Origin of the sequence: Bradyrhizobium sp. USDA 4532 (assembly GCF_024171315.1) — a bacterium.
GTDB lineage: Bacteria > Pseudomonadota > Alphaproteobacteria > Rhizobiales > Xanthobacteraceae > Bradyrhizobium > Bradyrhizobium australafricanum.
Genome location: NZ_JALJZN010000001.1, coordinates 7090611 through 7117021 on the forward strand (window position 1 = coordinate 7090611; position 26411 = coordinate 7117021).

The 26411-nt window shown below is 64.3% G+C and carries 24 protein-coding genes; 15 read left to right on the plus strand and 9 right to left on the minus strand.

The window, feature by feature from the left end:
- Window positions 1-870 carry a hypothetical protein gene (locus tag J2R76_RS32580; RefSeq protein ID WP_076828113.1) on the plus strand — a complete coding sequence of 290 codons (870 nt, stop codon included), beginning with the start codon at window positions 1-3 and terminating at the stop codon, window positions 868-870.
- Between the two features lie 161 nt (window positions 871-1031).
- Here the strand turns inward: J2R76_RS32580 and J2R76_RS32585 are convergent, their stop codons facing one another.
- Entirely contained in the window at window positions 1032-2546 is a 1515-nt protein-coding gene (locus tag J2R76_RS32585) for an ATP-binding protein (protein ID WP_076828111.1), read from the minus strand.
- A 763-nt stretch (window positions 2547-3309) separates the two neighbouring features.
- Here J2R76_RS32585 and J2R76_RS32590 point away from each other — a divergent pair.
- Window positions 3310-4599, plus strand: coding sequence for an MFS transporter (locus tag J2R76_RS32590; RefSeq protein ID WP_076828109.1), 1290 nt, complete (start codon window positions 3310-3312; stop codon window positions 4597-4599).
- A gap of 44 nt (window positions 4600-4643) precedes the next feature.
- On the opposite strand, the gene J2R76_RS32595 is transcribed toward J2R76_RS32590, so the two are convergent.
- From J2R76_RS32595 to J2R76_RS32605, 3 genes are all read right to left on the minus strand, one after another.
- Window positions 4644-5834, minus strand: a complete 1191-nt coding sequence (locus tag J2R76_RS32595; protein WP_076828107.1) for an OpgC domain-containing protein — start codon at window positions 5832-5834, stop codon at window positions 4644-4646.
- A gap of 283 nt (window positions 5835-6117) precedes the next feature.
- Window positions 6118-6732 (minus strand): TetR/AcrR family transcriptional regulator, encoded by a 615-nt coding sequence (locus J2R76_RS32600; protein WP_076828126.1) that lies wholly within the window; start codon window positions 6730-6732, stop codon window positions 6118-6120.
- Between the two features lie 156 nt (window positions 6733-6888).
- Window positions 6889-8061, minus strand: coding sequence for an acyl-CoA dehydrogenase family protein (locus tag J2R76_RS32605; protein WP_076828105.1), 1173 nt, complete (start codon window positions 8059-8061; stop codon window positions 6889-6891).
- A gap of 222 nt (window positions 8062-8283) precedes the next feature.
- Here J2R76_RS32605 and J2R76_RS32610 point away from each other — a divergent pair, with 222 nt between their 5' ends.
- Both J2R76_RS32610 and J2R76_RS32615 read left to right on the plus strand, forming a co-directional pair.
- Complete coding sequence (locus J2R76_RS32610; RefSeq protein ID WP_305884432.1) at window positions 8284-8568, plus strand: AMP-binding protein; 285 nt, start codon at window positions 8284-8286, stop codon at window positions 8566-8568.
- A gap of 112 nt (window positions 8569-8680) precedes the next feature.
- Complete coding sequence (locus J2R76_RS32615) at window positions 8681-9775, plus strand: asparaginase (protein ID WP_194295354.1); 1095 nt, start codon at window positions 8681-8683, stop codon at window positions 9773-9775.
- Here the strand turns inward: J2R76_RS32615 and J2R76_RS32620 are convergent.
- On the minus strand, window positions 9735-10286 hold the full coding sequence (locus J2R76_RS32620; RefSeq protein WP_244558823.1) for a sigma factor-like helix-turn-helix DNA-binding protein: 552 nt from the start codon (window positions 10284-10286) through the stop codon (window positions 9735-9737). The genes J2R76_RS32615 and J2R76_RS32620 overlap by 41 nt on opposite strands.
- A gap of 184 nt (window positions 10287-10470) precedes the next feature.
- On the opposite strand from J2R76_RS32620, the gene J2R76_RS32625 reads away from it, so the two are divergent.
- The 5 genes from J2R76_RS32625 (at window position 10471) to J2R76_RS32645 (ending at window position 17059) form a co-directional block, all read left to right on the plus strand.
- Entirely contained in the window at window positions 10471-11451 is a 981-nt protein-coding gene (locus J2R76_RS32625) for a helix-turn-helix domain-containing protein (protein WP_076828101.1), read from the plus strand.
- 60 nt (window positions 11452-11511) lie between these two features.
- Window positions 11512-12318, plus strand: a complete 807-nt coding sequence (locus tag J2R76_RS32630) for an MBL fold metallo-hydrolase (protein WP_076828099.1) — start codon at window positions 11512-11514, stop codon at window positions 12316-12318.
- 91 nt (window positions 12319-12409) lie between these two features.
- Window positions 12410-14272 (plus strand): molecular chaperone HtpG, encoded by a 1863-nt coding sequence (htpG, locus tag J2R76_RS32635; protein ID WP_076828097.1) that lies wholly within the window; start codon window positions 12410-12412, stop codon window positions 14270-14272.
- Between the two features lie 261 nt (window positions 14273-14533).
- Window positions 14534-15739 (plus strand): zinc metallochaperone GTPase ZigA, encoded by a 1206-nt coding sequence (gene zigA, locus J2R76_RS32640; protein WP_253625383.1) that lies wholly within the window; start codon window positions 14534-14536, stop codon window positions 15737-15739.
- A 171-nt stretch (window positions 15740-15910) separates the two neighbouring features.
- On the plus strand, window positions 15911-17059 hold the full coding sequence (locus J2R76_RS32645; RefSeq protein ID WP_253625384.1) for a DUF3095 domain-containing protein: 1149 nt from the start codon (window positions 15911-15913) through the stop codon (window positions 17057-17059).
- Window positions 17060-17305: 246 nt separating this feature from the next.
- Here J2R76_RS32645 and J2R76_RS32650 read toward each other — a convergent pair whose 3' ends face one another.
- From J2R76_RS32650 to J2R76_RS32660, 3 genes are all read right to left on the minus strand, one after another.
- Window positions 17306-17749, minus strand: coding sequence for a DUF2147 domain-containing protein (locus tag J2R76_RS32650; protein WP_057018115.1), 444 nt, complete (start codon window positions 17747-17749; stop codon window positions 17306-17308).
- Window positions 17750-18008: 259 nt separating this feature from the next.
- Entirely contained in the window at window positions 18009-19394 is a 1386-nt protein-coding gene (locus J2R76_RS32655) for an MATE family efflux transporter (RefSeq protein ID WP_253625385.1), read from the minus strand.
- 136 nt (window positions 19395-19530) lie between these two features.
- Window positions 19531-20061, minus strand: a complete 531-nt coding sequence (locus J2R76_RS32660; protein WP_076828015.1) for a GNAT family N-acetyltransferase — start codon at window positions 20059-20061, stop codon at window positions 19531-19533.
- Window positions 20062-20200: 139 nt separating this feature from the next.
- Between J2R76_RS32660 and J2R76_RS32665 the strand changes: the two genes are divergently transcribed.
- The 3 genes from J2R76_RS32665 to J2R76_RS32675 all read left to right on the plus strand — a co-directional run bounded on the left by J2R76_RS32665 (window position 20201) and on the right by J2R76_RS32675 (window position 22703).
- Window positions 20201-20800: a superoxide dismutase gene (locus J2R76_RS32665; protein ID WP_016846956.1), complete on the plus strand. Its 600-nt coding sequence runs from the start codon at window positions 20201-20203 to the stop codon at window positions 20798-20800.
- Between the two features lie 241 nt (window positions 20801-21041).
- Complete coding sequence (gene crcB, locus J2R76_RS32670; RefSeq protein WP_076828042.1) at window positions 21042-21428, plus strand: fluoride efflux transporter CrcB; 387 nt, start codon at window positions 21042-21044, stop codon at window positions 21426-21428.
- Window positions 21429-21599: 171 nt separating this feature from the next.
- Window positions 21600-22703 carry an IS4 family transposase gene (locus J2R76_RS32675; protein WP_076824845.1) on the plus strand — a complete coding sequence of 368 codons (1104 nt, stop codon included), beginning with the start codon at window positions 21600-21602 and terminating at the stop codon, window positions 22701-22703.
- 313 nt (window positions 22704-23016) lie between these two features.
- On the opposite strand, the gene J2R76_RS32680 is transcribed toward J2R76_RS32675, so the two are convergent.
- Window positions 23017-23780, minus strand: a protein-coding gene (locus J2R76_RS32680) for an IS5 family transposase (protein WP_139481326.1) whose coding sequence is annotated in 2 segments (ribosomal slippage) — window positions 23017-23442 and window positions 23445-23780 — 762 coding nt in all. Because the reading frame shifts where the segments join, the coding sequence is not laid out codon by codon here.
- 419 nt (window positions 23781-24199) lie between these two features.
- Here J2R76_RS32680 and tolQ point away from each other — a divergent pair.
- Genes tolQ through J2R76_RS32695 form a run of 3 tightly spaced genes read left to right on the plus strand, consistent with a single transcriptional unit; the run spans window position 24200 to window position 26378 of the window.
- Entirely contained in the window at window positions 24200-24913 is a 714-nt protein-coding gene (tolQ, locus tag J2R76_RS32685) for a protein TolQ (protein WP_016846954.1), read from the plus strand.
- Window positions 24914-24947: 34 nt separating this feature from the next.
- Window positions 24948-25415 carry a biopolymer transporter ExbD gene (locus J2R76_RS32690; protein ID WP_016846953.1) on the plus strand — a complete coding sequence of 156 codons (468 nt, stop codon included), beginning with the start codon at window positions 24948-24950 and terminating at the stop codon, window positions 25413-25415.
- 30 nt (window positions 25416-25445) lie between these two features.
- Window positions 25446-26378 carry a cell envelope integrity protein TolA gene (locus J2R76_RS32695; RefSeq protein WP_057018118.1) on the plus strand — a complete coding sequence of 311 codons (933 nt, stop codon included), beginning with the start codon at window positions 25446-25448 and terminating at the stop codon, window positions 26376-26378.
- Window positions 26379-26411 lie beyond the last annotated feature (33 nt).

Sequence of the window (26411 nt, forward strand, 5' to 3'; positions counted from 1 at the left end):
GTGAACGGTGTCGCCCAGGCCGCCAACTCCGAGATCGATGTGAGCGCGGCCAACCTGTCACAGGTGAGCTACGTCTTCGGCCCCGGTGGCTCGCCATCGGATACGCTCTGGGTTAAGGCCAATGACGGCAGCATGTGGAGCGCCTGGAAGAGCTTCACGGCCACCGCAACGAACCAGGCGCCGACAGTCTCGGTCTCGAACGTGACGACAGTCTCGGGGCAGGTCTTCGCGGCTTCGAGCCTGGTCAGCGCGACGGACGCGGATGGCGATACCATCACGAAATATGCGTTGTGGGATTCCAACACGAACGGGCGTTGGAATGTCAACGGCGTGAACCAGTCTGCGAATACAGAGATCGACGTCACTTCGGCACAACTTGCCCAGACGACCTATCAGGCCGGTTCCGGCACCGACCAGCTCTGGATCCGGGCCTATGATGGCAGTGCGTGGGGTGTCTGGCAGCCTTTCAACGTAACGGGAGAGAGCCCCAGCACTGCCACCATCGCAGCGGGTACCACCCTGGAATTGACGGGGGCTTCGAACGCCGCCGTTACGTTCCTGGGCAGCACGGGGACGCTGAAGCTCGACAATTCCGCGAGCTTCACCGGAACTGTCGCCGGGATGTCCGGTTCGGACACGATCGATTTCGCGAATATCAATTTCGCGAACGTTCAAACGCCGACCTTCAGCGGAAACGCCTCGGGCGGAACGCTCACGGTGACGGACGGCACTGTCACCGCCAGCATTGCGCTGCTGGGCAACTACATGGCTTCCACATTCACGGCCTCGAGCGACGGCCATGGCGGTACCTCGGTTGTCGATCCGCCGGCGATGCAGGTCAGTCAGCTTGCGCAGCCGCAGCATGCGTAAGGGCTTGAGATAGGCGGCTGTGGAGGGCCTGTTGCGGGCCCTCCGCGACCAAGATCCCTCAACCGGCAAAGATGAAAAGGCCCGCCTCCTGGCGGGCCTTTTTCCAGTCTTGCAGCGCTTCCGCGATGCCGCTCAACACTTAACGCCTGCTCAGCACCTGATCACAGCGACGAGCCGTTACAGGCTGCTTCGACCGCCTGGTCGTCCACATTCGGGTCGGCCGCGGCGGTGGCCCAGGCGAGCTCGACGAGGGTCACGATCCGCCGGCCGGCACCGTCGAGCTGGCAGACGATCAGGCCTTGTTCTTCGATGTAGGTCAGAAGATGCCGGGCACGGCGCAGCGAATGCGTGCCGTAGGCGCGGGCGATCGCGGCATCGCTCGGGCACGGCCAGCCCTCTTTCGCGGCGCGCGCGATCATCATGAAGACGCCCTGCATGTCCTCGGGCAGCAACGCGGCGCGCAGCGAGACGTCCTGCCAGGCGTCGTCCTCCGCGACATCGGCGCCGAGCCCGGCGCGGGCCCGCGTCAGCATCCGGCGGAAATCGGTCAGCTCCGGCACAACGGCACCGAGACCCTCGATCCGGCAGCGGACCACGAACTCCTGATAGAGCACGCCGATGGCGCGAAAGCCTGCGTCGGGCTCGGCGAGGATAGCGCGCAGGATACGGTCCAACCGTTCACGCCGCTCGGCCAATTGCTCGGCGCTCGGCGGCGGCTCCGCAGCTTCGGGATCTGGCTCCGGTGCCGGCTGCTTGGCGGCCATCAACTGGCTGAGCAGGTCCGGCGACGGCGTCCGGCGCTGCGGCCGCACCGCTTCCGGCGGCGGAGCGGCGAGGATGATCGCGCGTGCGTCCTCCAGTGCCGCTTCAGGCAGCGGCATCAACCGCGGCGCTGCGTTGCGCGGCTGGGTGTCGGTCGGACCGATGCGCAAGCCCAGCGGACGGCGGGAGAGCGCAGGTCCCAGCGCCATGAATTGTCCGCGCTCGAGGTCGCGGAAGGCTTCCGCCTGCCGCCGTTCCATGCCGAGCAGGTCGGCGGCGCGCGCCATGTCGATATCGAGGAAGGTACGGCCCATCAGGAAGTTCGACGCTTCGGCCGCAACATTCTTGGCGAGCTTCGCCAGCCGCTGGGTTGCGATGATCCCGGCGAGCCCGCGCTTGCGACCGCGGCACATCAAATTGGTCATTGCACCGAGCGAAAGCTTGCGCGCCTCGTCGGACACCTCGCCCGCGACCGCCGGCGCGAACAGCTGCGCCTCGTCCACCACCACCAGCATCGGATACCAGTGGTCGCGGGCGACGTCGAACAGCCCGCCGAGGAAGGCCGCGGCGCGCCGCATCTGGTTCTCGGCGTCGAGTCCTTCGAGATTGAGCACCGTGGAGACGCGATGGATGCGCACGCGCTCGCCGGCGACCTGCAGGCTGCGCTCGGTGTGGTCCTCGGCGTCGATGACGAGGTGGCCAAATCGTTCGGCCAGGGTGACGAAATCACCTTCAGGATCGATGATGGTCTGCTGCACCCAGGGGGCGCTCTGTTCCAATAGCCGGCGCAGCAGATGGGATTTGCCGGAACCCGAATTGCCTTGTACCAAGAGGCGCGTCGCCAATAGCTCCTCGAGGTCGATGGCCGCCGAAGTGCCGGCCGTCGTTTGTCCCATCTCGATCGCTACGGTCATGTCCCGACTCAAATTGCCCTTGCGGAGAGGCGGCTTAACAAGCTGATCGCGCCGCGTCGAGCGAACCGCACCATCATCCCCAGGCGCGGCCGGGAGGCGGACGGTGTTGATGCTCGCCGGACGAGACGAAGATTGATCGAGCCACTACAACGTGTTTAGCTTGCATGTCTGATGTAGATTTTTTCGAACCAGTCCCTGTTCAGCTGCGCGATCCGGCCCGGTTCGGACCCGCTCTTATTCAATCAGCCCGTCGAACTCTCAGCCCGTCGAACTCAATATCTGAGTTCAACTACGACGCATTCATTTCCTACATTCTTCCCGCTCCAAACGGGATTGATCCCAGCTTGCAAGGCTCGCGTTGTCGAAGGCATCCGCCAAAAATCGAAGGTTTCACGGATCTTATCCCCGCTCACGCGCGCATGTGGCGGAGCGATCCTGATGTCGGGAGCGAGATCGCGTAAATCTTTCCGGCGTCGGTATTGATCTTTGCCGTTATCGCGTTCGGGCAGGTCTCGGCGCCCCTCGGCGACGGGATCTGGGACCAGGCCTCCTGGCTCGCACTTGCCGTGCCGCTGGTCATCATCGCTTTCTACATTTTCCGGCGTTCCGTGCGTCCTTCGTAGAAGGAGCGGGCGTTCGCGGTGACGTCGATGTGATCGGCGTCGCTATTCTCATGCCGGATACCTCCGTCCCGTTTGCCGGTGGTGTCTCGGCGCGCAAACCTCGTCATAGTCCGCCGCACAAAAGAAACGTGCGAGGAAACATGACTGAGAGCATCGTTGATGCCGTAGCGCCGTCGGTCGCGGCGCCTGGCGCAGTGTCGCCGCGAAAAGTGTTTTGGGCGACCTGGTTCGGCTGGATGCTCGATGGCTTCGATTCGTCGATGTACGCCTACATCCTGGTCGGCGCGTTGAGCGAATTGCTGCCGGCCAGCGGCATTGAGCCGAGCAAGGCCAATATCGGCATCTATGGCGGGCTCTTGTTCTCGATCTTCATGCTGGGCTGGGCCTGCTCGATGGTCTGGGGCTGGGCCGCGGACCGTTACGGACGGGTCCGGATCATGTGCTGGACGGTGCTGGTCTACTCGCTGTTCACGGCGCTGTGCGGGCTTGCGACCGGTATCGTGATGTTCGCATTGTTTCGCTTTGTTGCCGGCTTCGGAATCGGCGGCGAATGGGCCGCGGGCACGCCGCTGCTGCAGGAATCCGTGCCGGAGAATACGCGGGTGCGGCTCGCCGGATGGCTGCACACGGCGACGCCGACCGGGCTATTCCTCGCCGCCGCCGTCACGCTTGCGATTGGCAGCACGCTGGGCTGGCGCGGCATGTTCCTGCTCGGCATTCTGCCCGCGCTGCTGATCGCGTATCTGCGCAGCAACATTCCCGAACCCGAGCGCAGGGCTGCGCACGAGCAGCCGTCGGTCGCGGCCTTGTTTGCCGGCGACCAGGCGCGCACCACCTGGGCCGCGGCGCTGATGATGGCCTGCATCATCTTCGGCCTTTGGTCGTCGAACTTCTGGGCCCCGACCGTGATCTCGACCAAGCTGGTCGCCGCGGGCGCGACGCCGGCGCACGCGCAGGAGATGGGCGCGGTGGCCGGCCTGATCACCAATGTCGGCACGCTGATCGGCTGCCTCCTTGTACCATGGCTAACGACCTGGCTCGGCAGCCGGCGCCACACCGCGGTGCTGTTCTTCGTCGGCGGGCTGATCTCCGTCGTGGTCTCCTATGAGGTCGCGATCGAATGGCTCGACAGCCTGACGCTGTTCATGGTGCTGCTGCCGGTGCTCGGCTTCTTCACCAATGGTGTGTTCGGCCTGTTCACGATCTGGCTGCCGGAGATGTTTCCTTCGGCGCTGCGCGGCTCGGGCTCCGGCTTCGCCTTCAGCATGGGCCGCGTGCTCGGCGCCGCCGGCCCGACCCTGATCGGCGCGCTCGCCGCCCGCACCGGCAGCTTCCCGCTGGCGATTTCGATGCTGTCGCTGATCTATGTAGTCGGCCTGCCGCTGATCGCCCTGGCGCCGGAGACGGCCGGCAAGCCGCTGGCGAGATAGCAGGCTACTTTGCACGTTGCGCGCGGCTTCGGCCGCGCGCCGTCTTACTCCGCCGGCTTCGCGGTCGCTGGCGTCTGCGCGGCCACGGGCGTCTGCGCAGCTACGGGTACCTTCGCGGGCGCCTTGTCGACCTTCTTCGACCAGGAGCGGTAATAGGCGAGTGCGGTCATCAGCACGATGCCAACAATGCTGACCGCGATCTGCATCCAGATGCTGCCGGAGACCTCGACCAGCAGCACATGCGCGATGACCGCGAGGAAAACGCCGGTGCAGAACACTTCGAGCGACTGCTGGCCGCATTTGATGATCGGCTGGAAGATCGGCCATTCATATCCGGGCCATTCGCGCGGCAGGAAGCGGGTGACGAAGAAGGCGAGGACGATGAAGTGCAGCACGCGATAAGGCGCAAGGTTGGTCTTGTCGTTCGGATTGAAGGCGTCATAGAGCCAGGCCGGCATCGCCTGTCCGAGCTCCGGGAAGCGGCCCGCCAAGGTCATGACCAGCGCGAACAGCAGATAGGCGCCGCCGAGCCAAAGGAAGGCGCGCGAGCGGATGAACGCGATCGATTCGCTCGCGCCGCCGAGCGCGAACCAGCCGCCGAACACGAACAGGAACTGCCAGCAGAACGGATTGAAATACCATGAGCCGGACGGATAGGCCGGCAGGTTCCAGCCGAATTGCCGCGCCGCGAGATAGAGCAGGAACGAGGCCAGCAGCGTCAGATTGAGCTTGCGCAGCATCGCCCACAGCACCAGCGGATAGCACAGCATCAGCGCGATATAGAGCGGCAGCACATCCATGTTGACCGGTTTGAACGCCAGGATCAGGCCCTGATAGAGCGTCTCGGCCGGATTGTGCATGAAGCCCGCGACGTTGAATTCGTCCTGCAGGTTCGGGTCGTGGTAGCGCTGGGAGAGATAGCCGATCTCGGCGATATAGATCACGAACAGCAGGACGTGGGCGACATAGATCTGCCAAGCGCGCTTGATCAGGCGGGTGGCGCCGATCACGGTGCCGCGCTCGAGCATCATGCGCGCATAGACGAAGGATGCGGTGTAGCCGGAGATGAACACGAACAGATCGGCCGCGTCGCTGAAGCCGAAATTCTTCTGCGTGATCCAGTTCACCGCGTTGTTCGGGATGTGATCGAGATAGATCGCCCAGTTGGCGAAGCCGCGCAGCAGATCGAGGCGATAGTCGCGGCCACGCGGCGGCAGAACAGCCTTGACGTCCATCGGTACGCTCCCATCCCGAGTGCCCGCGTGTCCGGTCGCGGGTCGCCCACGACGTCATACTAGAACAGGATTTCGACGGTTGTGTATTGGTTTTCCGGAAACGGATCGCCGCCACAGCCGGCCAAACAGCGATGAATTTGGATCAAATCGTTCGCGCCGCGAACCACGCGGTGCGTAGGATGGGTAGAGCGAAGCGAAACCCATCGCTCCGTGTCGACCTGACGAATGATGGGTTTCGCTTCGCTCTACCCATTCTACGAGAGCCGGCCGCGCACCGGCGCGGCTAACGCTGCACAAACCCGTTATGCAGCGTGGTGAACAGCGCCTTGCCCTTCTTCACCAGATCGTATTTGCGGCCGTAAAGCAGCCAGACGGCGGTGAGGTGGCACATCCCGCCCATCATCAGCGACATCGCGGTGTAGGGATCGAGATTGCGGCGATAGGTGCCGGCGCGGCTCGCCTGCCTGATCAACTGCACATAGCGCAGCGCGTATCTGTCGACCGCCTTCTTGATCCGCGGTTCGGCGGCAAGCACGCTCGGCCAGATCTCGAGGAAGAACACCCGGCCCCAGCTCGGGTTGTCCTTGATGTACTGGAAGTTGGTGAGGAAGATGATGCGGAGCTGGTCGACGGGATCGCCACCCTTGACCAGCAGCGGCTCGGTCTTCTGATACAGCGCCTCGAAATTGCCTTCGGGCACATCGAGCACCAGCGCGCGCTTGTCCTCGAAATAATCATAGATGCTGGAGAGCGGTACTTTCGCCGCGGCGGCGACCTCGGTGAGCGAGGTTCCGTCGATGCCTTTTTCGCCAAACAGCTTGGTGGCCGCCGTGAGGATCTGCTCGCGCCGGTCGCGGCTGCGTTGCTGCTTGAGCTTGAGTGTCGTCCCCGAAGCCACGGTGGTCTCCAAGAGCGTTTTCGCGCGAAGTGGATACCGGTTCGCGCAAGGAAGACGCGTCAAAGCAGGAATCTCATCCCCGTAAAAAAAACAGTAAGGCAGCGGGATCGGAACACAAGTGCTATTGCGACGGGATACAGCGGTAAAGCCTGCGGGTCAGACCGGCGCGTTCCGCCGTTCATGTGTGCGGAACGCGTTGCGGGCAATGATCTGGCGCATGATCTCGGAGGTGCCGTCTAGAATGCGGACCACCCGCGTTTCCCGCCAGATGCGCTCGATCGGCAGGTCTCTTGAATAACCGGCACCGCCGAACAGCTGCATGGTCGTGTCGGCGACGCGCTGCACCATGTCGGCGCCGGTATATTTGGAGAGCGCTGCCGCGGCGGTGCGGGCGGCGGCATCGCCCCGGTCGTAACGCCAGGCTGCCTCATAGGCGACAAGCCGCGCGGCATGCAGCGAACTCGCCATGTCGGCGATCTGCCACTCGAGGCCCTGATGGTCGCGCAGCTTGCGTCCGAACGTCTCGCGCTCCGAGACATGGTCGAGAGCGTAGTCCAGCAGCTGGCTCGCCGCGCCGACGCAATAGGCGCCCCAATGGGTGCGCCCGGCATCCAGGCACCGCATCGCGATGGCGAATCCTTCGCCCTCCTGTCCCAGCAGATTCTCGCGCGGAATACGGCAATCCTCGAAGATCACTTCGGCGTGCTCCGAGCCGCGTCCGGCAGCCATCTCGACCAGGCGGCCGATGGCAAGGCCCGGCGTCTTTGCGTCGACGACAAAGGCCGCGATGCCCTTGGCGCCGGCGGAGGGATCGAGCGTGGCGAACACCGTGAAGACGCCGGCCGCGGGCGCATTGGTGATATAGGTCTTGCGGCCGTCGAGCACGTAATGATCGCCGTCCCGCCGCGCCCGGGTCTGGATCCGGGCGGCATCGGATCCGGCATTCGGTTCGGTCAGCGCGAACGCGCCGATCACCCGTCCGCTTGCGAGCTCCGGCAGCCATCGGTCGCGAACCGCCGGCTGCGCGTAGAGCTCGATCGCCTTCGAGCCGATGTGAACGTTGACCCCGCTCAGATAGTAGAAGGCGGTGTGGGCCTTCGCGAGCTCCTCGATCGCGATGCAGCTGCCCAGCATCGTGAGGCCGAGGCCGCCGAATTGCTTCGGCGTGTTGGTGCCGAACAATCCCATCCTGCGCAGGCCGGCCATGGCGCTGTCCGGCACCTTGCCGGTCGCCTCGATCGCGGCATCGTGCGGCTGTAGCTCGCTGCGCACGAATTCACGCATCCGGCCTTGCAGAACGCGGAGGTCGTCGGGAAGCTCAAAATGCATCGCAGGCACCAAAAGTCGAATAATCTTCGAAAAATGTTGCGCCGCCTTCCGGCAGATGTCAAGGTTTTGCGGAAGTTCCGGAGAATACGGCATGCTCGCAGGCTTGATGCAGCAGGTCCCGCTCACCCTCAATCTGGTGAGGGACGTGTCGCGGATCTCTATCCGAACAAGACGGTGACGACGCGGTATTGCGACCGCGTCCATGTCATCAGCTATGCGTAGCTGCTCGGCCGCGCGGGCCAGCTCGCCAACTTCCTCGCCGAGATCGGCGTCGAGCGCGGCATGCGCGTTGCCACGCTGGCCTGGAACTCGCGCCGTCACCTCGAGCTTTATCTCGCCGTGCCCTGCATGGGCGCGGTGCTGCACACCATCAATGCGCGCCTGCACGCGCTTGATATCGCAAGACTGCTCGCCCACGCCGAGGATCGGGTGCTGTTCGTCGATCGTTCGATCTGGCGAACCGTCGGGACGGAGATCGAGCTGCGCAACACGTTTGAAGCTCACTAAACGCTTCAACCCATCTTCCGACCATCGCATCTTCCGCCGCAACTTTGTCCACTTGTTACGGGACAAAACCACGAGTTGTGGACTGGCGACCTGTCGCTTTGGGGAGAAGATCATGCCACGTTCGTTTCAATCCAATTATTCCGTTCGGCTCTTCCTCGGCCTCGCCGCCGCCCTCACGATCGGGCTTGCCTCGCCGGTATCAGCGCAACAGGCCTCCGGCACCGCGCTGGCCCGCGTGCTCGTGCTCGGTACCGGCGGCACCATCGCGGGGCAGGCCAGCGCACGCGCCGGCAACGCCTATGACTCAGGCAAGGTCAGCGCAGCCAACCTGGTCGCGGCGATCCCGGGCATCGACAAGCTCGCCCAGATGTCGGCCGAGCAGATTTCGTCGATCGGCTCGCAGGACATGAACGACAACGTGTGGTTCGACCTCGTCAAGCGCATCCGCGCGGCCATTGACGACAAGGAGGTCGACGGCGTCGTCATCACCCATGGCACCGACACGATGGAGGAGACCGCGTTCTTCCTGCAAAACGTACTCGACACCGACGTCCCGATCGTGCTGGTCGGATCGATGCGGCCCTCGACCGCGATCGGCGCCGACGGTCCGGCCAATCTCTACGAGGCGATGCGGGTCGCATCGGCCCCGGAATCCCGCGGCCGCGGCGTGCTCGTGGTGCTCAACGACACCATCCATGCCGCGCGCTGGGTGCAGAAGACCAACACCACCAGCGTCGAGACGTTCCGCTCGCTCGAAGCCGGCCCGGTCGGCTATGTCGACACCGGCTCGCTGCGCTTCCTGCAGCCGGCCGCACCCGTCAAGGCTGCCAGGTTGAAGCTGCCGGATGCGCCGCCCTTGCCGCGGGTCGACATCATCTATTCGCACGCCAACATGGACGCCGCTGAGGTCGAGGATGCGGTCAGGCGCGGCGCCAAGGGCATCGTGCTGGCCGGCGTCGGCGACGGCAATTCATCGAAGGGCGCGATCGATGCGCTGGCCGCCGCGGCGAAGCAGGGCGTCGTGGTGGTGCGTTCGACCCGGGTCGGCTCAGGCTTCGTCAACCGCAACGTCGAGGTCGAGGACGACAAGCTCGGCTTCGCGGTCTCGCTCGATCTCAACCCGCAGAAGGCGCGGGTATTGCTCGAGCTCCTGATCGCGAACGGCATCACCGAGCCGTCGGCGGTTCAACAGGCGTTCGCGCGGTAGACCACCGGTTTTGAGGCGCCGTCGGCTTCGCCTGCGCGGCCTTGTTCGCCGCGCGCCACGCTGGGAGCAGCAGGGCGCGCGCTTCCGCGATGCGCGACATCACGGTGGTGACGGGAATGCCGGTGACTTCGGCGATCTCCTTGTAGGAGAGATCGATCATCTCGCGCAGCGCGATGACCTCGCCGAGCGGGGCGGGCAGGTCATGGATGAGTTGCCGGATGGTCGGGGTGTCGCGCCGTTCCGGCGTTACATTGTTGCCGGAGGGTTTCCGGTCGAGTTTCTCTTGGCAGACGGCTTTGAGGATCGCGAGCAGCCACGGCCTGATGGCCGGGCCGCGAACGCCGTCGAACCGGCGCAGTGCGCGCCGATAGCATTCCTGCACGGCCAGTTCGGCGTCCGCCTCGGTCCGCATCAGGACCTGGGCGAACGCGTAGGCATCGTCGAGACACGGCAATGCCGCGTCGCGAAACTGCTGCGCCGTTTTATTCCCGGCTTTCGCACTTCGCATCATAGGGTTGCATCTCGTGAATAGCTTTACCGGCAATCGGCGCAGTGGTATCAGGCTCCGCGCCGGAGTCGTGGACCGTCGCGCCAAGCGTAGGGACAGGAACGACGTGCGCACACGACATGCGCGCGGCGGACAGCAAGCGATCGATCGTGTCAGCCCTGATCGATCGAGCGTCGGAGCGCGGATCATGTCCGAGACACAGGTGCCCAACCGGTTCTCGATTTTCCATCATGGGCTGGCCAAAGGGCCGGCCTATGAGGCTTGGCGCGAAGGGATTTGCCGCGGCTTCTGCCGGCTCGACGTCGGACCGACCGACGACAACCGCATCGACTGCCACAACGAGTTTACGCTGCTGCATACGGTCGCCATCGCGACGCCGCGCGGCGGCTCGGCCCGCTTCGCCCGCACCCGCGCGCTTCTGAATGACGGCTGCGACGACCTCGTCCTGATCTCTGCGACGCGCGGCACGGTGCAGGTCACGCAGGCAGGCAAGGCGATCGAGCTTCAGCGCGGCCAGATGTGCCTCACCGAAATGAATATCGTCGGCACCGCCGACCTCACCCGGTCGGGCAGCTTTACGACGACGCGGTTTCCGCGGCGCCTGCTGCTCCAGGTCGCACCATTGGTGGAAACGCAGCTGGCGCGGGTACTCGGGCGCGAGCCGGCCCTGGGCGCGATGATCGAGCGCTATTCCGTGCTCTGCACCGAGCTTGCCGGCGATCTGGACGTGCCCGGCCAGCGGGCGGCGGCGCACCATCTCGCCGACCTGGCGGGTCTCGTTCTCGGCAGCAGCGCCGAGACAAAGCAGCTGTCGGCACGCGACGGCGTGGCGAAGGCGCGGCTCGATCTGATGAAGGCCGATGTTCTCAAAAATCTCGACAACGGTAAGCTCACGATCGAAGCCATAGCAAAGGCGAATGCGCTGAGCACCCGCCAGGCGCAGCGCCTGTTCGCGTCCGCAGGAACGACATTCTCGGAGTTCGTCCTCGAGCAGCGCCTGCTGCGGGCGCGCCGGCTACTGCTGCACGAAGAGGGCGCCGGCCGCAAGGTCAGCGACATCGCCTATACGGTCGGCTTCAACGACTTGTCCTATTTCCATCGCGCGTTCCGCCGGAAGTTCGGCATAGCACCGGCGGAGATGCAGATGGAACTGGGGCGGCGGCATTGAACGCCTCCTGCCGCGGCGCTAGATCAGCAGACCAGCTTCATCGCAACGAGGGCGCTGCCAATGCCTCTGTGGACCTGCGAACAATGCGGCGCGCAATTTCCTGAGACCGCTGCGCCGCCGCCGGCTTGCCCGATCTGCGAGGACGAGCGGCAATATGTGAACTGGAAGGGGCAGGCGTGGCTGACGCGCGAGGAGCTCGCAGAGCGGCACAAACTGGTCTGTCGCGACGATCTTGGCCTCGTCGGGATCGCGCTCGAGCCGTCCTTTGCGATCGGGCAGCGCGCGCTGCTGGTGCCGGACCGCGGCGGCTGCGTGATGTGGGACTGCGTGCCGCTGGCAACCGCCGAGGCGATCGCCCATGTCAGATCGCTCGGCGGGCTGAAGGCGATTGCGATCTCGCATCCGCATTATTATGGCGCGGTCGCCGACTGGAGCGCGGCGTTCGACAATGCCCCGGTCTATCTGCACGGCGACGATGCACAATGGGTGACGCGGCCTTATCCGTCGATCGTGCCGTGGCAGGGCGACAGCCATCGCATCTCCGACGACATCCTGCTGGTGCGCGGCGGCGGGCATTTCGCCGGCGCCACCATGCTGCATTGGCGCAAGGGCGCCGACGGGCGCGGCGCGCTTCTGACCGGGGATATCGCGATGGTGGCGATGGACCGCCGCTCGGTCAGCTTCATGTATTCCTACCCGAACTATATCCCGCTCAATGCATCGGCGGTCCGCCGCGTCGCGCGGGTGGTCGAGCCGCTGGCCTATGATCGGATCTACGGCGCCTGGTGGGGCAAGAACATCGCCTCCGACGCCAGGGCGGCGTTCGACCGCTCGGTGCAGCGCTATATTGCGGCGATCTCGGACTGACGGTTCCGGCCGCTTTTGGCAACCTTGCCACGCGGCGCGATCGCGCTATATCAGGGCTTTCCCGCCCCTTACCGATTGTCCGAGTTTCCGCATGACCACAACTGCCGCTGCCGAATCCCAGCCGTTCCAGGCCGAGGTTGCCGAATTGCTGCACCTGATGGTGCATTCGGTCTATTCCGAGACCGATATCTTCCTGCGCGAGTTGATCTCGAACGCGTCGGATGCCTGCGACAAGCTGCGCTACGAGGCGATCGCCAATCCGTCCCTGATCACGGACGGCACGCCGCCGGAGATCAGGATCGTCCCGAACAAGGCGGCCAACACGCTTGCCGTGGTTGATACCGGCATCGGCATGGAGCGCCAGGAGCTGATCGACAATCTCGGCACCATCGCGCGCTCCGGCACCAGATCGTTCCTGTCGAAGCTCACCGAGGCCAAGGACGGCGCCAACCTTATCGGCCAGTTCGGCGTCGGCTTCTATGCCGCCTTCATGGTCGCCGAAAAGATCGTCGTCACCAGCCGCCGCGCCGGCTCGGACGAGGTGTGGGTGTGGACGTCGGAAGGCGGCAGCGGCTTCGAGATCGCACCGGCGGGCGAAGAGGCCGCCCAGCGTGTCGCGCGCGGCACCGAGATCGTGCTGCATCTGAAGAAGGACGCCGCCAAGTATCTCGAGGCCTACGAGATCGAGCGCATCGTCCGCGAATATTCCGACAACATCCAGTTTCCGATCCTGCTGGTGCCGGAAGAGGGCGAGCCGCGCCAGATCAACTCGGCGAGCGCGCTGTGGCAGCGCTCGAAATCCGAGCTCAAGCCGGAGGATTACGCCCAGGCCTACAAGCAGATCGCCGGCGCGTTCGACGAGCCGGCGATGACGCTGCATTACCGTGCCGAGGGCCGGCAGTCCTACGCCGTGCTGCTGTTCGCGCCGTCGCAAAAGCCGTTCGACCTGTTCCAGGTCGAGCGCAAGGGTAAGGTCAAGCTCTACGTCCGCCGCGTCTTCATCGCCGACGATGCCGAGCTGCTGCCGGCTTACTTGCGCTTCATCCGCGGCGTGATCGACAGTGAGGATCTGCCGCTCAACATCTCGCGCGAGATGCTGCAGAACAATCCGCAGCTCGCGCAGATCCGCAAGGCCGTCACCGGCCGCGTGATCGGCGAGTTGGAGACGCTCGGCGAGAAGGAGCCGGAGACCTTCGCAAAGATCTGGAACGCGTTCGGCCCGGTGATCAAGGAAGGCCTGTGGGAGGATTTCGAGCGCCGCGACAAGCTGCTGGCACTGGCGCGCTTCACCACGACGTCGGGCGAGAACCGCTCGCTGAAGCAGGTTGTCGACGACTTCAAGCCGAACCAGACCGAGATCTATTATCTGGTCGGCGACAGCGTCGAGCGGCTGAAGTCGAACCCGAAGCTGGAATCGGCGCGCGCCCGCGGCATCGAGGTGCTGCTCCTGACCGATCCGGTCGATGCGTTCTGGACCTCGGCGCCGCTCGATTTCGGCGGCAAGCCGCTGAAGTCGCTGAGTCAGGGCGATGTCGATTTCGGCCTGATCCCGCTTGCCGATGACAAGGACGATAAGAAGGACGAACCCGCGGCCGACGCGGCGACCACGATCGCCGTGATCAAGGACGCGCTCGGCGAGCGCGTCTCCGACGTCCGCGCCTCGCAGCGGCTGACCGCGAGCGCGTCGTGCCTCGTTGCCGGCGGCGATGCGCGCGACCGCGCGCTGGAGCGGCTGCTCGCCCAGCAGAACCGCGGCGCGATCACAAAGCCGGTGCTCGAGATCAATCTGCGCCACCCGCTGGTCGCGGCGCTCGCGACCGATACCGCGCAGGCGAAGGACCTGTCGCTGCTGCTGTTCGAGCAGGCGCAGATCCTCGACGGCGAGATGCCCGACGACCCCGCCGCGTTCGCTGGGCGCATGAACCAGCTCGTGCTGCGCGGATTGGGGAAGTAGAGCGCGAACTCTGAACCCGTCATCCTGAGCCCGTAGCCCGGATGGAGCGAAGCGCAATCCGGGACAGGTCCATCCGCGGATAGCGCGGCCCCGGATTTCGCTGCGCTCCATCCGGGCTACGCATTCCTAAAACTGGCAGGCTGACTGCGCCGCCCAGGCGCTTGACAGGCCGCGCCTCATTGATGTTATGTTATAACATAACATCAAGCGAATGCCCCATGTCCCGCCGCCGCCGATCCCTCCAGCAACTGTTTGATCTCGATGCAAAAACTCCCCGTCACCATCTTGTCCGGCTTCCTCGGGGCTGGAAAGACCACTTTGCTGAACCACGTCCTGAACAACCGTCGCGGTCTGAAGGTTGCGGTGATTGTGAACGATATGAGCGAGGTGAACATCGACGCCGACCTCGTTCGCGATGGCGGTGCGAACCTGTCCCGGACTGACGAAAAACTGGTCGAGATGAGCAATGGCTGCATCTGCTGCACCCTGCGCGACGATCTGCTGAAGGAGGTGCGCGCGCTCGCCGAGAGCGGCCGTTTCGATTATCTCCTGATCGAATCGACCGGCATTTCCGAGCCGCTGCCGGTCGCCGCGACTTTCGAGTTTCGCGATGAAGATGGCCAGAGCCTCTCCGACATCGCGCGGCTCGACACCATGGTCACGGTGGTCGATGCCGCCAATCTCCTGAAAGACTACGCCTCGACCGATTTCCTCGCCCAGCGCGGCGAGGCGCTCGACGGCGACAAGCGCACGCTGGTCGATCTGCTGGTCGAGCAGATCGAGTTCGCCGATGTCGTGGTGCTGAACAAGATCGATGCCGCGACGCCTGCGCAGCGCGAGGCCGCCCGTACCATCGTGCGTGCGCTCAATCCCGAGGCCGACCTCGTCGAAGCGAATTTTGCGCAAGTCCCGTTCGACCGCGTGCTCGACACCGGCCGCTTTGCCTATGAGCGCGCGCAGCAGCATCCGCTCTGGCACAAGGAACTCTATGGCTTTGCCGGGCACGTGCCGGAGACCGAGGAATACGGCATCACGAGCTTCGTCTACCGGGCGCGGCGCCCGTTCGATCCGCTGCGCTTCCACGCCTTCCTGCGCGAGAGCTGGCAAGGCGTGATCCGCGCCAAGGGCCATTTCTGGATCGCGACGCGCCCGGATTGGTGCGGCGAGCTGAGCCAGGCCGGCGCCATCGTGCGGACCGAAGGGCTCGGTTCGTGGTGGGCCGCGATCCCGCGCGAGCGCTGGCCGGATCATCCGGACTGGCGGCTGATGATGCAGCGGAGCTGGAACGATCTCTACGGCGATCGCCGGCAGGAGCTGGTCTTCATCGGCTCCGGCATGAACGAGGACTACATCCGCCGCAGGCTCGATGCCTGCCTCGTCACCGGCAGACCGGGCATGGACCCGCAAGCCTGGGCCGGGCTGCGCGATCCGTTTCCGCCGTGGAGCAGGACAGGCGAGGCGGCGTGAGACAGTCACCGTAGCCCGGATGGAGCGAAGCGCAATCCGGGGTCTCCCGCCGCTTGAGAGGTCCCCGGATTTCGCTGCGCTCCATCCGGGCTACGCTTCTAAAACCGGTCCCAACCCGCGCCGTATCTGCTAGAGAATTCCGCATCAGGGCGGAAACGGCGCGGCGTTGCGATGGCTGGCGGCAGCGATATCTTCTACGGCGGCATTCCGGTGTTTCGCGGCTTCGCGCGGCTGATGGACCCCGCGCTGTATGCGCCGTTGCCGGATGACTGGACGGTCGGCGTCGCCGATATCGTGGAATCGACCAAGGCGATCGCGGCGCAGCGCTACAAGGCGGTCAACATGGCCGGCGCCGCGGTGGTCGCCGCCGTCACCAATGCGCTGGAGGGCCGCGAATTCCCCTTCGTGTTCGGCGGCGACGGTGCGAGTTTTGCAGTCGCGCCCGCCGATCTCGACAAGGCGCGCGAAGCCCTGGCCGCGACCGCGCGCTGGGTGCACGACGACCTCGATCTGGTGCTGCGGGTGGCGCTGGTGCCGATGGCGGCGATCCGCGCCGCGGGCGCCGATGTCCGCGTCGCGCGCTTCGGGCCGTCGGCCAATCTGTCCTATGCGATGTTCTCAGGCGGCGGTCTTGCTTACGCCGATGCCGCGATGAAGCGCGCCGAGTTCGCGGTCGATCCGGCGCCTCAGGGCACGCAACCCGATTTGTCCGGCCTGTCCTGCCGCTTCGAGGTGATGCCGTCCGCGCGCGGCGTCATTCTGTCGGTGCTGGTGCTGCCGGCGAAGAACGCCGATCCCGCGTCCTTCCGCAAGGTGATCGAGGATATCGTCGTCCGCGTCGAGAAGAGTCCCGACGCCGGCCGGCCGGTGCCCGCCAGTGGCCCGCCGCTGCACTGGCCGCCGCAGGGAATGGAGTACGAGGCGCGCGCACGGCGCAGCGGCCCGCTTGCGCTGCGGCGCGCCATGGTGCTCACATTCGCGCTGTGGGCCTATACGCTGATGCGGTTCAACGTCCCAGTCGGCAAGTTCGCGCCGAAACGTTATCTGCAGCAGGTGGTCGAGAATTCAGACTTCCGCAAGTTCGACGACGGCCTGCGCATGATCCTGGATTGCACGCCGGAGCTCGCTTCCGACATCGAGCAACGCCTCGCCGCCGCGGCCGCGCAGGGCATCGTGCGCTATGGCCTGCACGAGCAGGATGCCGCGATGATGACCTGTTTCACTCCGTCGGTGATGCGCGCCGACCACGTTCACTTCATTGACGGCGCCCGCGGCGGCTACGCGTCGGCTGCGACGGTGCTGAAGGCGCGCGCGGTGTAGCAATTTTTCTAACCTCTCCCCGCTCTTTTGCGGGGAGAGGTCGGAAGCCACGCCTCGCGTGGCTTCCGGGTGAGGGGCAGGGCAATGCGTGGCCGCAAGGAGATATTCATCCGACTCGCGAGATCGACGGTGAGCTGACTAGAATTCAGATATGGCTACGCGGATAGAGCCCCTCACCCCAACCCTCTCCCCGCAAGAGCGGGGCGAGGGAGCACGGTCCCGTCGCGGTTGCCGCTCGGCTCAGAATTACCGCCCCACCCGCGTCCAGGTCTCGCCGCCGCACAGCGCGCCGACGCAGCCTTCGACGCGCAGCGTGCTCTCGCCGGTCACCGAGATGCTGCTCGCATAGGTGCCGCCGTCGTCGGCGTTGTAGATCTGGCCCGACCATTTGCCCGCGGCGACCGGATGCATGCCGGAAAACAGCGGCAGCCCGATGATCGGCCGGCTGGACAGCGACGGATTCGGATTCTTGTTGTCTACCTGGGGCTTGCCGGTCATCGGATCGATCGGGTCGCGCAGGCTCACCACCACGCCGCAGATGCCGCCGCCGCATTTGCTGATCTTGACGCGGGCATCGCCGGCCTGGGTCTGCCAGACGCCGACCGGCTCAGGCGCGCCTTGCGCATGCGCGGCGGGCACGGCAAGCGCCGTCGCAATGATTGCGATCATGAATTCGAATCTGCAGGCCATGGCTCATTCCCCCAGAGCATGATCCGGAAAAGTGCGAAGCGGCTTTCCGAAAAGATCATGATCAAACAAAGAGCTAAAGCGCGATGACGATTCGACCCAATCTCATCGCGCTTTAGAGGTCGGCCTGCATAACAAGTCGAAGAATTTCTGCAATGTCATATTCGCGCGATCAGGTGAGCGCGCTCCCAAAAAATTTGGTGCCTGTTTCCGGAGCAGTCATGCTTAGGCAACGCTCCGGTGCGAGGGCGCTGTGTCGTATTTATCCCCAGCGGGTCAGCCGGATCGAAATGATGGTGGCGAGGCCGAACGCCACCATTGCACCGCCGACCAGCGCAAACAGCGTCCACGCCGGGGCGCTCACGGTAGCGAGCCACCAGCCGCCGATGCCGACCAGCAGCAGGCGGATGGTGCCGGCCAGCACCGGTCCGCCGACCTTGGCCGCGCCCTGCGAGGAGAAATAGAGACAGACGCCGACGCCGAAGAAGCCGAAGCCCGGGCCGGCCAGCGCGAAATAGGACGAAGCCGCGGCGGTCACGCCGGGATCGGTGGTGAACAGCGCAATCCACAGCGTCGGCTTGAGCGCGACCACAAGTCCGACGAAGCCAACGACAAGTCCGGCGACGGTGCCGGCGGTCCACGCCACCTTGCGGGCGCGCGTCACGAGTCCCGCGCCGATCGCCATGCCGACCATCGGCACCGAGGCGACGCCGACCGCGAACGCGATCGGGATCAGCAAAAACTCCAACCGCGAGCCCATGCCGTAACCGGCCAGCGTCTCGGTGCCGAAGCTGGCCAGGATCTTGGTGAAGATCAGGATGGTCAGCACGCTCTGCAGCGGCGACAGGCAGGAGATCGCGCCGACCTTGAGAATGTCGAGGAACATCGCGCGCTGGAAGCTGAAGGCGGCGAAGTCGAGTTTCAACCGGCTGCGGCCAGAGGCGAGATACCAGGCGAGGAAGATCGCACCACACGTGAAGGCCGTGAGCTGTCCGGCGGCGACGCCGCGCATGCCGAGACCGGGCATGCCGAACAACCCGAGACCCAGCACGCCGCCGACCGCGATCTGGATCATCGAGACCGTGATCAGCGTCATCGAGGGAATTCGCATATCGCCGGTGCCGCGCACCACGGAGGCGAGCGTGTTGACCAGCCAGATCGAGATCGCGCCGGAGAACAGCACCTGCGAGTAATGCATCGACTGCTCGAGCACGCCGCCATGTCCGCCGAGCAGCGCATAGAAGTTGCGGCCGAAACCCAGCATCATCACGGTGAAGAACAGTCCGGCGCATCCGCCGATGATCGCCGCATGCAGCGCCAGATCGGCGGCGCGGTCGCGGTCGCCGGCGCCGAGCGCGCGGCTGATCGCCGACGAGACGCCGCCGCCCATCGCGCCGGCCGACATCATCTGCGTCAGCATCGCGAACGGAAACACCAGCGCAATGCCGGCCAGCGGCTCGGTGCCGAGCCGGCCGATGTAAGAGGTCTCGGCCACCGCGACCAGCGTCGAGCCGAACATGGCGATGGTGTTCGGGATCGCGAGGCGAAGCAGCGTCGGCAGGATCGGCGCGGTCAGCAGGTCATTGACCGGCGTGGCGGGCGCGGCCGTGGCCGGCTGCACGTCGTCGATCGAGGCATCAATGGTCATGCGTCACGGCTCACTTCGCAAGCGGGAGAGGGGCGCACTGCAATCCAACGCCAGTGAACCGGGCTCGCAATCAATAAATGATGATCGACATGTTACGAGGTTGCACCGTTGATCGCCACCGCCGCCGATGCAGGGGTCACCACGGCAGGCCGCATAGGTCGATCTTGCCCTGGCGCGGCGCGCGGACGATGTCGTTGACGAACGGCGCCATCGCCTCGAAGCGGATCTGCCCGGAAGGCTGCTCGCAATAAACTTCGCCGCTGAAGGGATGCCAGCCGCGCGCCTGGTAGAACGCGAAATTGTGCGGCTCGCAGAATAAGATTGCAAATTTCACCGCGTCGTTGGCACGAATGGTGTGCACGGCAGCATCCAACGCGAGTGACGCATAGCCGCGCCGCCGGCAGTCCGCGCGGGTCGAGACTCCGCCGATGCCGCCGACATGCACCTTGTGGCCATTCCAGGTGATGGTCCGGAAATAGATACCGACATGGCAGGCCAGCCCGCTGTCGTCGGGCGCATCGAGCAGTACGCGCAAATCCGCGTGGGCCCATTTGATGTCCGCCCAGACCGGCTTCTCGGCGGCATCCGGGCTCCAGACCGCCTGGAGCAGCGGCTCGGCGCGCTTCCACGACGCATCTCCGTTGAGAATGTCGATTTCGATGCTCATCGTCTGGGTCCTTGGTCTTGGTTCGGGCTGTGCCGATCTGTCATGGGCGATCCGAAAATGCGGTGTTTCTCCGCCATGGAACCTTCTATAAGGGGGGCCCGTTAAGTGTAGTCTCCCACCCTCTGTTGGACATTACCCCATGACCTTCACGCTACCCGATCTGCCCTACGCCCACGACGCCCTTGCTCCCTACATGTCCAAGGAAACGCTGGAGTTTCACCACGACAAGCATCACCAAGCCTACGTCACCAACGGCAACAACGCGATCAAGGGGACCGAATTCGAAGGCAAGTCCCTCGAGGAGATCGTGAAGGGTTCGTTCGGCAAGAACGCGGCCGTCTTCAACAATGCCGGTCAGCACTACAACCACATCCATTTCTGGAAGTGGATGAAGCCGAATGGCGGCGGCAGCAAGCTGCCCGGCCGGCTCGAGAAGAAAATCAACGAGGACCTCGGCGGCTTCGACAAGTTCAAGGCCGACTTCGCTGCTGCCGGCGCCGGTCAGTTCGGCTCCGGCTGGGCCTGGCTGCAGGTCAAGGGCGGCAAGCTCGAGGTCGCCAAGACTCCGAACGGCGAGAACCCGCTGGTCCACGGCGCGGTGCCGATCCTCGGCGTCGACGTCTGGGAGCACTCCTACTACATCGACTACCGCAACCGCCGTCCGGACTATCTGAAGGCGTTCGTCGAAAACCTCGTCAACTGGGACTATGTCGACGAGCTGTTCGGCAAGGCCGGCTAAGCGCGGCTTCGACCGTCGCATATTTCTTCACCCTCCCCTGAAGGGGAGGGTCGTTTCGCATGCAGCGAAGCGAAATGCGAAACGGGGAGGGTCATCTCTCAGCACGAGCAGTCTCTCAATGGAGAGACTGTGACCCCGCCCCGCCGCTCATTTCATTCGCGTCGACCCTCCCCTTTCAGGGGTGGGTGATTTGAGTGTGCGGCAAGATGCGCCCTCACTCGACACACCAGCGGGGGCATTGGTGGGTAACGCGGCAAGCTATCTCCTCGTCTTCTTCGGCGGCGGTCTCGGCGCGACGTTGCGGCATTTGATCAACGTCACCTGCGCGCGCTGCATCGGCACCGCGTTTCCCTACGGCACCTTCATCATCAACATCACGGGCTCGACCGTGATGGGCCTGATCGCCGGCTATCTCGCCTTCAAGGGCGACGCCTCGCAGCCCTGGCGGCTATTTTTGATGACCGGCATCCTCGGCGGCTACACCACCTTCTCCGCCTTCTCGCTCGACACCGCGCTGCTCTACGAGCGCGGCGAGCTCGGCCTTGCGGTGTTGTATGTCGCGGGCTCGGTCGCTCTCTCGATCGCCGGCCTGTTCGCCGGGCTCGCGATCATCAGGCATTTGACGTGAGATGCACTCGGCACCGCCATCTCTGGAATACTGGATCACCCGCATGCGGGTGATGACACCGCGTGGTGTGGCAACTTGAATCGAGAACCATCCTTCCCGTCGTCCCGGCGAAGGCCCAAAGGCGCTAAAATAGGATTTGCGCCTTGGATTCGCTTGTGATTCCAAGATGGAATGGCACACGAATCGCTTGTGAACAAAGATTGGGCGCGCGTTGTCGCCCGACTTGGCGGAGCCGAGGCTCTGAACATTAGCGCGCGCAAGACGAAGGCGTTTGTCCGTCCGCGGGAGATCAGCAATGCGGTCGACTTGCTGCGCCTGATCTTGGCTTATTGCCTTGGTGAGAAAGGGCTGCGGTTGACGGCGGCATGGGCCACGTCGGTTGGGCTTGTCGATATCTCCAACGTGGCTCTGTTGTATCGCTTACGTCAGTGCGGAGATTGGCTGGCAATCTTGGTCGAGCAGGCGCTTGCCGCCGCGGCGCCGAAGGCGAGCCGCGGTCGTCTGATCCGTATTGTTGACGCCACGACGGTCCCCAAGGCTGGGACGAGCGGCAGGAACAAGAACGCAGTGTGGCGTATCCATAGCGCGTTCGATCTTCCGCAGGAGCGCTTTGGTCACTTCGAACTGACCGATCAGCGAGCGGGCGAGACGCTGGATCGGATACCGGCGGTTGCCGGTGAGATCCGTCTTGCCGATCGCGCCTATCTGCAACCGGAGCGCATGGCGCATCTCGTCGATGCCGATGCGGACTTCGTGATCCGGGCCGGCTGGAAGAGCGCGCGCTGGCTCGATGCCGAAGGTAATCTTGTTGACCTCACTGCCGAACTGCGCAACGCCTCGGCGCGTGGCCTGATCGATCGGCCGATTTGGATAAAGCGCAAGTCAGGTGCGCCGCCGCTCGCAGTGCGTCTGGTTGCCGCGAAGAAGCCGGCGCAAGCTGCTGCGGCTGCGCGACGCAAGGCGCGCCGGACTGCACAAAAGGGAGGTCATCAGCTCTCCAGGCAAACACTTGACGCCGCAGATTGGGTGATCCTGGTGACCTCACTCAGGCCAGAGGACTTCACGACTGCAGATATCCTCGCCCTCTATCGGCTGCGATGGCGCATTGAGCTCGGCTTCAAGCGGCTGAAAAGCCTGATTGGCCTGAAGGGACCTCCCGGAACCGACGAGCGGTCCGCCAGACCCCATATCCTCGCTCATCTGCTGATCATTCTATTGCTCGAGCCGCTCGTCGACGAACTCGAAGACTCTCCCCGCTTGGCCGACGCCGCCTGACCCACCCAGTGACGTGGCGTCTGCTGCGCCAGCTCGTCGCTTCGCTACGGCAAGCGATCATTCCACAGCCCGCAATCGCTCTACTCTGCAGAGCCAGTCACGCTCTCCGGCGACATCTACGCGAGCCACCCAGACATAAGCGCCACTATCAGACTATGATCAAACTATCTTAGCGCCTATGGGCGAAGGCCGGGATCCATTACCCCAAGTCTCAAATGTTGCGCGCGCTGGGGCCGCGATCCCGTTCATCACTGAGTGCGGTGGTTTGGATCCCGGCCCCCGTGCGCAATTGCGCACTAGGTGGTGTGGACATTTATCGCATCCATAAGACGATGGCTGCGAGAGTAACGACGGCCAGGTAATTTCGGGCGGTCTTTTCGAAGCGGGTTGCGACGCGGCGGAACTGCTTGAGTTTTGAGAAGCAGCATTCGACGAGATGACGCTGGGCATAGAGATGCTTGTCCAGCGGATATTTGAGCGCACGTGACGGGTTGTTGGGGATGACGGCGAGCGCGCCTTTGGCAGCGATCGCCTGGCGCAAGTGATCGGCGTCATAAGCCGTATCCGCCATGACGACCTGGGCAGGTAATCCCTCGATCAATTCGGCGGCTTGCGGTACGTCGCTCTTCTGACCTGCGGTGAGCTTGAACCGTACGGGACATCCCAGGCCGCGAACGGCCATATGTATCTTGGTGCTCAGGCCACCGCGCGAGCGACCGATCGCCTGATCTTCAGACCCCCTTTTTTCGCCCCAGCGGCGTGCTGGTGCGCCCGGACGATGGTGGAGTCGACGATCAGATACTCGAAGTCCGGATCACCGGACATCGCTTCGAATATGCGCCACCAGACCCCCTTGATGCTCCATCGACTGAAGCGCCGAAACACGCTGTTCCAGTCTCCAAACACCTCCGGAAGATCACGCCAGGGAGAGCCAGTGCGCACGATCCAAAGTACGCCCTCCACAAACATCCGGTTGTCCCGTCCGGTCGAACCCTTCTGGTCAGGCCGGCCGATGATCAGCGGCGCCATCCGCTCCCATGTCGCGTCGCTCAATACCAAGCGGTCCATCACACCCAAGGCGGCCTCCCCAAAAGCAGCCTTGAATCTGATTTGCGCCTAAAAGGGAATCCTTAGAGTCCACACCACCTAGGCCGGGACGACGTGGGAAGGGGTCTCGTCACCTTCCATCCCGCGGAAACTGTTCATCTGTGGAACCCGCCAACCTCCCCGGCCGGCGGCATTTCCCGCCTCCAAATTTCCCTTTGGTAACCTCGCCTTAACCATGATTAGCGTTTGGTTAGGGTCGGAATGACGCGTGAAAAGCCCTCGTTTTGACATGTTGGCAGGGGAAGCAGGGCGCGGCTTTGGACGGGCCCCCCATGCGACAGATGTAAGAGGCTCTCGCGCAGTTTTGCCGCGCCGGGCGCGCGGCCGTGGAAGGGGTGCCGATTGGCGGCCCGCCGAATTGGGACACTTGCGTTGAGAGGATATTGCCGATGAATCCCGCCGACGTGGCTCAGTCAACTCTGCCACTGGCATCGAGCGACGTGTCGCTGATCGCGCTGTTCTGGCAGGCCCATTGGGTCGTCAAATGCGTGATGTTGGGACTTCTGTCCTGCTCGGTGTGGGTCTGGGCGATCGCAATCGACAAGATCCTGCTCTACGCCCGCACCAAGCGGGCCATGGACAAGTTCGAGCAGGCGTTCTGGTCCGGCCAGTCGATCGAGGAACTCTACCGGGCCCTCTCGGCCAAGCCGACCCAGTCGATGGCGGCCTGTTTCGTCGCGGCGATGCGGGAGTGGAAGCGCTCCTTCGAGAGCCAGTCGCGGTCCTTTGCCGGCCTGCAGGCGCGGATCGAGAAGGTCATGAACGTCTCGATCGCCCGGGAGGTGGAGCGGCTGGAACGCCGGCTGCTGGTGCTCGCCACCGTGGGCTCGGCAGGCCCCTTTGTCGGCCTGTTCGGCACCGTCTGGGGCATCATGTCGAGCTTCCAGTCGATCGCGGCCTCCAAAAACACCTCTTTGGCGGTGGTGGCGCCCGGTATCGCGGAAGCGCTGTTTGCCACTGCAATCGGCCTGATTGCCGCAATTCCGGCGACTATTTTCTACAATAAGTTCACTTCGGAGGTGAACCGGCAGGCCGCGCGCCTGGAGGGCTTCGCCGACGAGTTCTCCGCCATCCTGTCCCGTCAGATCGACGAGCGGGGTTGAGTTAGATGATGGTCACTTTTGCGGGTGTGCGATCATGGCGATGAGCATGGCAGGGTCCGGCGGTGGCAGACGCCGCCGCGGCGGCCGCAAGCCGGTCATGGCCGAGATCAACGTCACGCCGATGGTCGACGTGATGCTGGTGCTGCTGATCATCTTCATGGTCGCGGCGCCGCTGATGACGTCGAACATCGACATCGACCTGCCGGTGGCGAGCGGCGGCAAGTCGATCTCGTCGAACCAGCCGCCGCTGACATTGTCGGTCAAGCGCACCGGCGGCGGCTGCAACTCGAATGTCGAGCTCTATCTGGGTGACGCGCCGGTCACGGCCGCCGATTTTCCGGCCAAGATCAAGGCGATCGGTGACGCCCGGTCGGATGCCGAAAAAGTGGTCTATCTGCGTGGCGACAAGGACGTCTGTTACACGGATATGATGAAACTGCTCGGGGAGGTCCGGGCCGCGGGATTCAAGGCGAATATCGTCATCATCCCGGAAGGCGGATAACCACCATGCCAAGGCACGGGGAAGCCTGATTTGAAGGTCAAGGTCGACAAGACTCTGGCGGCATCGATTGTCCTGCACGTCCTCGTGATCGGGTGGGGCCTCGTGTCGTGGTCGACCAAGGCGTACGTGATGCCCGAAGAGGAATCGGTTGCCGTCGACGTGATCTCGCCCGACCAGCTCTCGCATGTCATGGCCGGTCAGAAGGACGGCAAGAAGGAAAATCCCAAGCCGCTGGTCGACAAGGTCGCTGAAGCCAAGCCGGTCGACGACACCGTCGGCAAGGTCGAGGAGAAAAAGCCCCCTGTCGTGACCGACACCGCGCCGCAGCCGGCGCCGAAGGTGGAGAAGCCGGAAGACAAGAAGCCGGATCCGCCGAAGAAGGTCGAGAACAAGCCGAAGGAAGAGCCGAAGCCGGTCGAGAAGAAACCCGATCCGGTGAAGCCCGACCCGATCGCGGAAGCGATCAAGAAGGAAGAGAAGAAGCCGCCGCCGAAGCCGGTCGCACAGGCCGCCAAGCCGCCGCCGGAGCAGAAGCCGAAGGATCGCGTGTTCGACCAGAGCAAGATCGCAGCCCTCCTCGACAAGCGTGACCCGACGCGGGCCGCGGCGACCGGCGATACGCTCAATGCCAATGCGGCGCTCGGCACCGCGAAGGGCAAGGCTGCCGACAACTCCGCGACCTGGGGCGCGATGTTCAAGCAGCAGGTCGAGCGCTGCTGGAAGAAGCCCTATGGTGGCATCGAGGCGCAGCAGACCGAGGCGGTGTTCTCGATCAAGCTGAAGCGTGACGGCTCGCTCGAGGGCATGCCGGTGCCGGAAGGCACGCCGGCGACGCCCTATCTGCGCGTCTATCAGGAGAGCGCGCTGCGGGCGATCATCGAATGCCAGCCGTACAATCTGCCGGCGGCCTTCTTCGACGAATGGAAGTATTTTGCGCCGGTGTTCACAGAGCGAAAGACCTGAGGGCGACGGCGTCGCTTGGCCAATAGCAAACAA

What these genes read in the sequence shown, in the direction of transcription:
- J2R76_RS32625 (WP_076828101.1), top strand. Translation starts at nt 10,471, where the DNA reads ATGTCCGAGACACAGGTGCCCAACCGGTTCTCGATTTTCCATCATGGG.
- J2R76_RS32605 (WP_076828105.1), bottom strand. Translation starts at nt 8,061, where the DNA reads ATGCATTTTGAGCTTCCCGACGACCTCCGCGTTCTGCAAGGCCGGATG.
- J2R76_RS32585 (WP_076828111.1), bottom strand. Translation starts at nt 2,546, where the DNA reads ATGACCGTAGCGATCGAGATGGGACAAACGACGGCCGGCACTTCGGCG.
- J2R76_RS32615 (WP_194295354.1), top strand. Translation starts at nt 8,681, where the DNA reads ATGCCACGTTCGTTTCAATCCAATTATTCCGTTCGGCTCTTCCTCGGC.
- J2R76_RS32645 (WP_253625384.1), top strand. Translation starts at nt 15,911, where the DNA reads ATGGCTGGCGGCAGCGATATCTTCTACGGCGGCATTCCGGTGTTTCGC.
- J2R76_RS32595 (WP_076828107.1), bottom strand. Translation starts at nt 5,834, where the DNA reads ATGGACGTCAAGGCTGTTCTGCCGCCGCGTGGCCGCGACTATCGCCTC.
- J2R76_RS32675 (WP_076824845.1), top strand. Translation starts at nt 21,600, where the DNA reads ATGGCACACGAATCGCTTGTGAACAAAGATTGGGCGCGCGTTGTCGCC.
- J2R76_RS32690 (WP_016846953.1), top strand. Translation starts at nt 24,948, where the DNA reads ATGGCGATGAGCATGGCAGGGTCCGGCGGTGGCAGACGCCGCCGCGGC.
- J2R76_RS32655 (WP_253625385.1), bottom strand. Translation starts at nt 19,394, where the DNA reads ATGACCATTGATGCCTCGATCGACGACGTGCAGCCGGCCACGGCCGCG.
- J2R76_RS32590 (WP_076828109.1), top strand. Translation starts at nt 3,310, where the DNA reads ATGACTGAGAGCATCGTTGATGCCGTAGCGCCGTCGGTCGCGGCGCCT.
- htpG (WP_076828097.1), top strand. Translation starts at nt 12,410, where the DNA reads ATGACCACAACTGCCGCTGCCGAATCCCAGCCGTTCCAGGCCGAGGTT.
- zigA (WP_253625383.1), top strand. Translation starts at nt 14,534, where the DNA reads ATGCAAAAACTCCCCGTCACCATCTTGTCCGGCTTCCTCGGGGCTGGA.
- tolQ (WP_016846954.1), top strand. Translation starts at nt 24,200, where the DNA reads ATGAATCCCGCCGACGTGGCTCAGTCAACTCTGCCACTGGCATCGAGC.
- J2R76_RS32665 (WP_016846956.1), top strand. Translation starts at nt 20,201, where the DNA reads ATGACCTTCACGCTACCCGATCTGCCCTACGCCCACGACGCCCTTGCT.
- J2R76_RS32650 (WP_057018115.1), bottom strand. Translation starts at nt 17,749, where the DNA reads ATGGCCTGCAGATTCGAATTCATGATCGCAATCATTGCGACGGCGCTT.
- J2R76_RS32620 (WP_244558823.1), bottom strand. Translation starts at nt 10,286, where the DNA reads ATGATGCGAAGTGCGAAAGCCGGGAATAAAACGGCGCAGCAGTTTCGC.
- J2R76_RS32630 (WP_076828099.1), top strand. Translation starts at nt 11,512, where the DNA reads ATGCCTCTGTGGACCTGCGAACAATGCGGCGCGCAATTTCCTGAGACC.
- J2R76_RS32660 (WP_076828015.1), bottom strand. Translation starts at nt 20,061, where the DNA reads ATGAGCATCGAAATCGACATTCTCAACGGAGATGCGTCGTGGAAGCGC.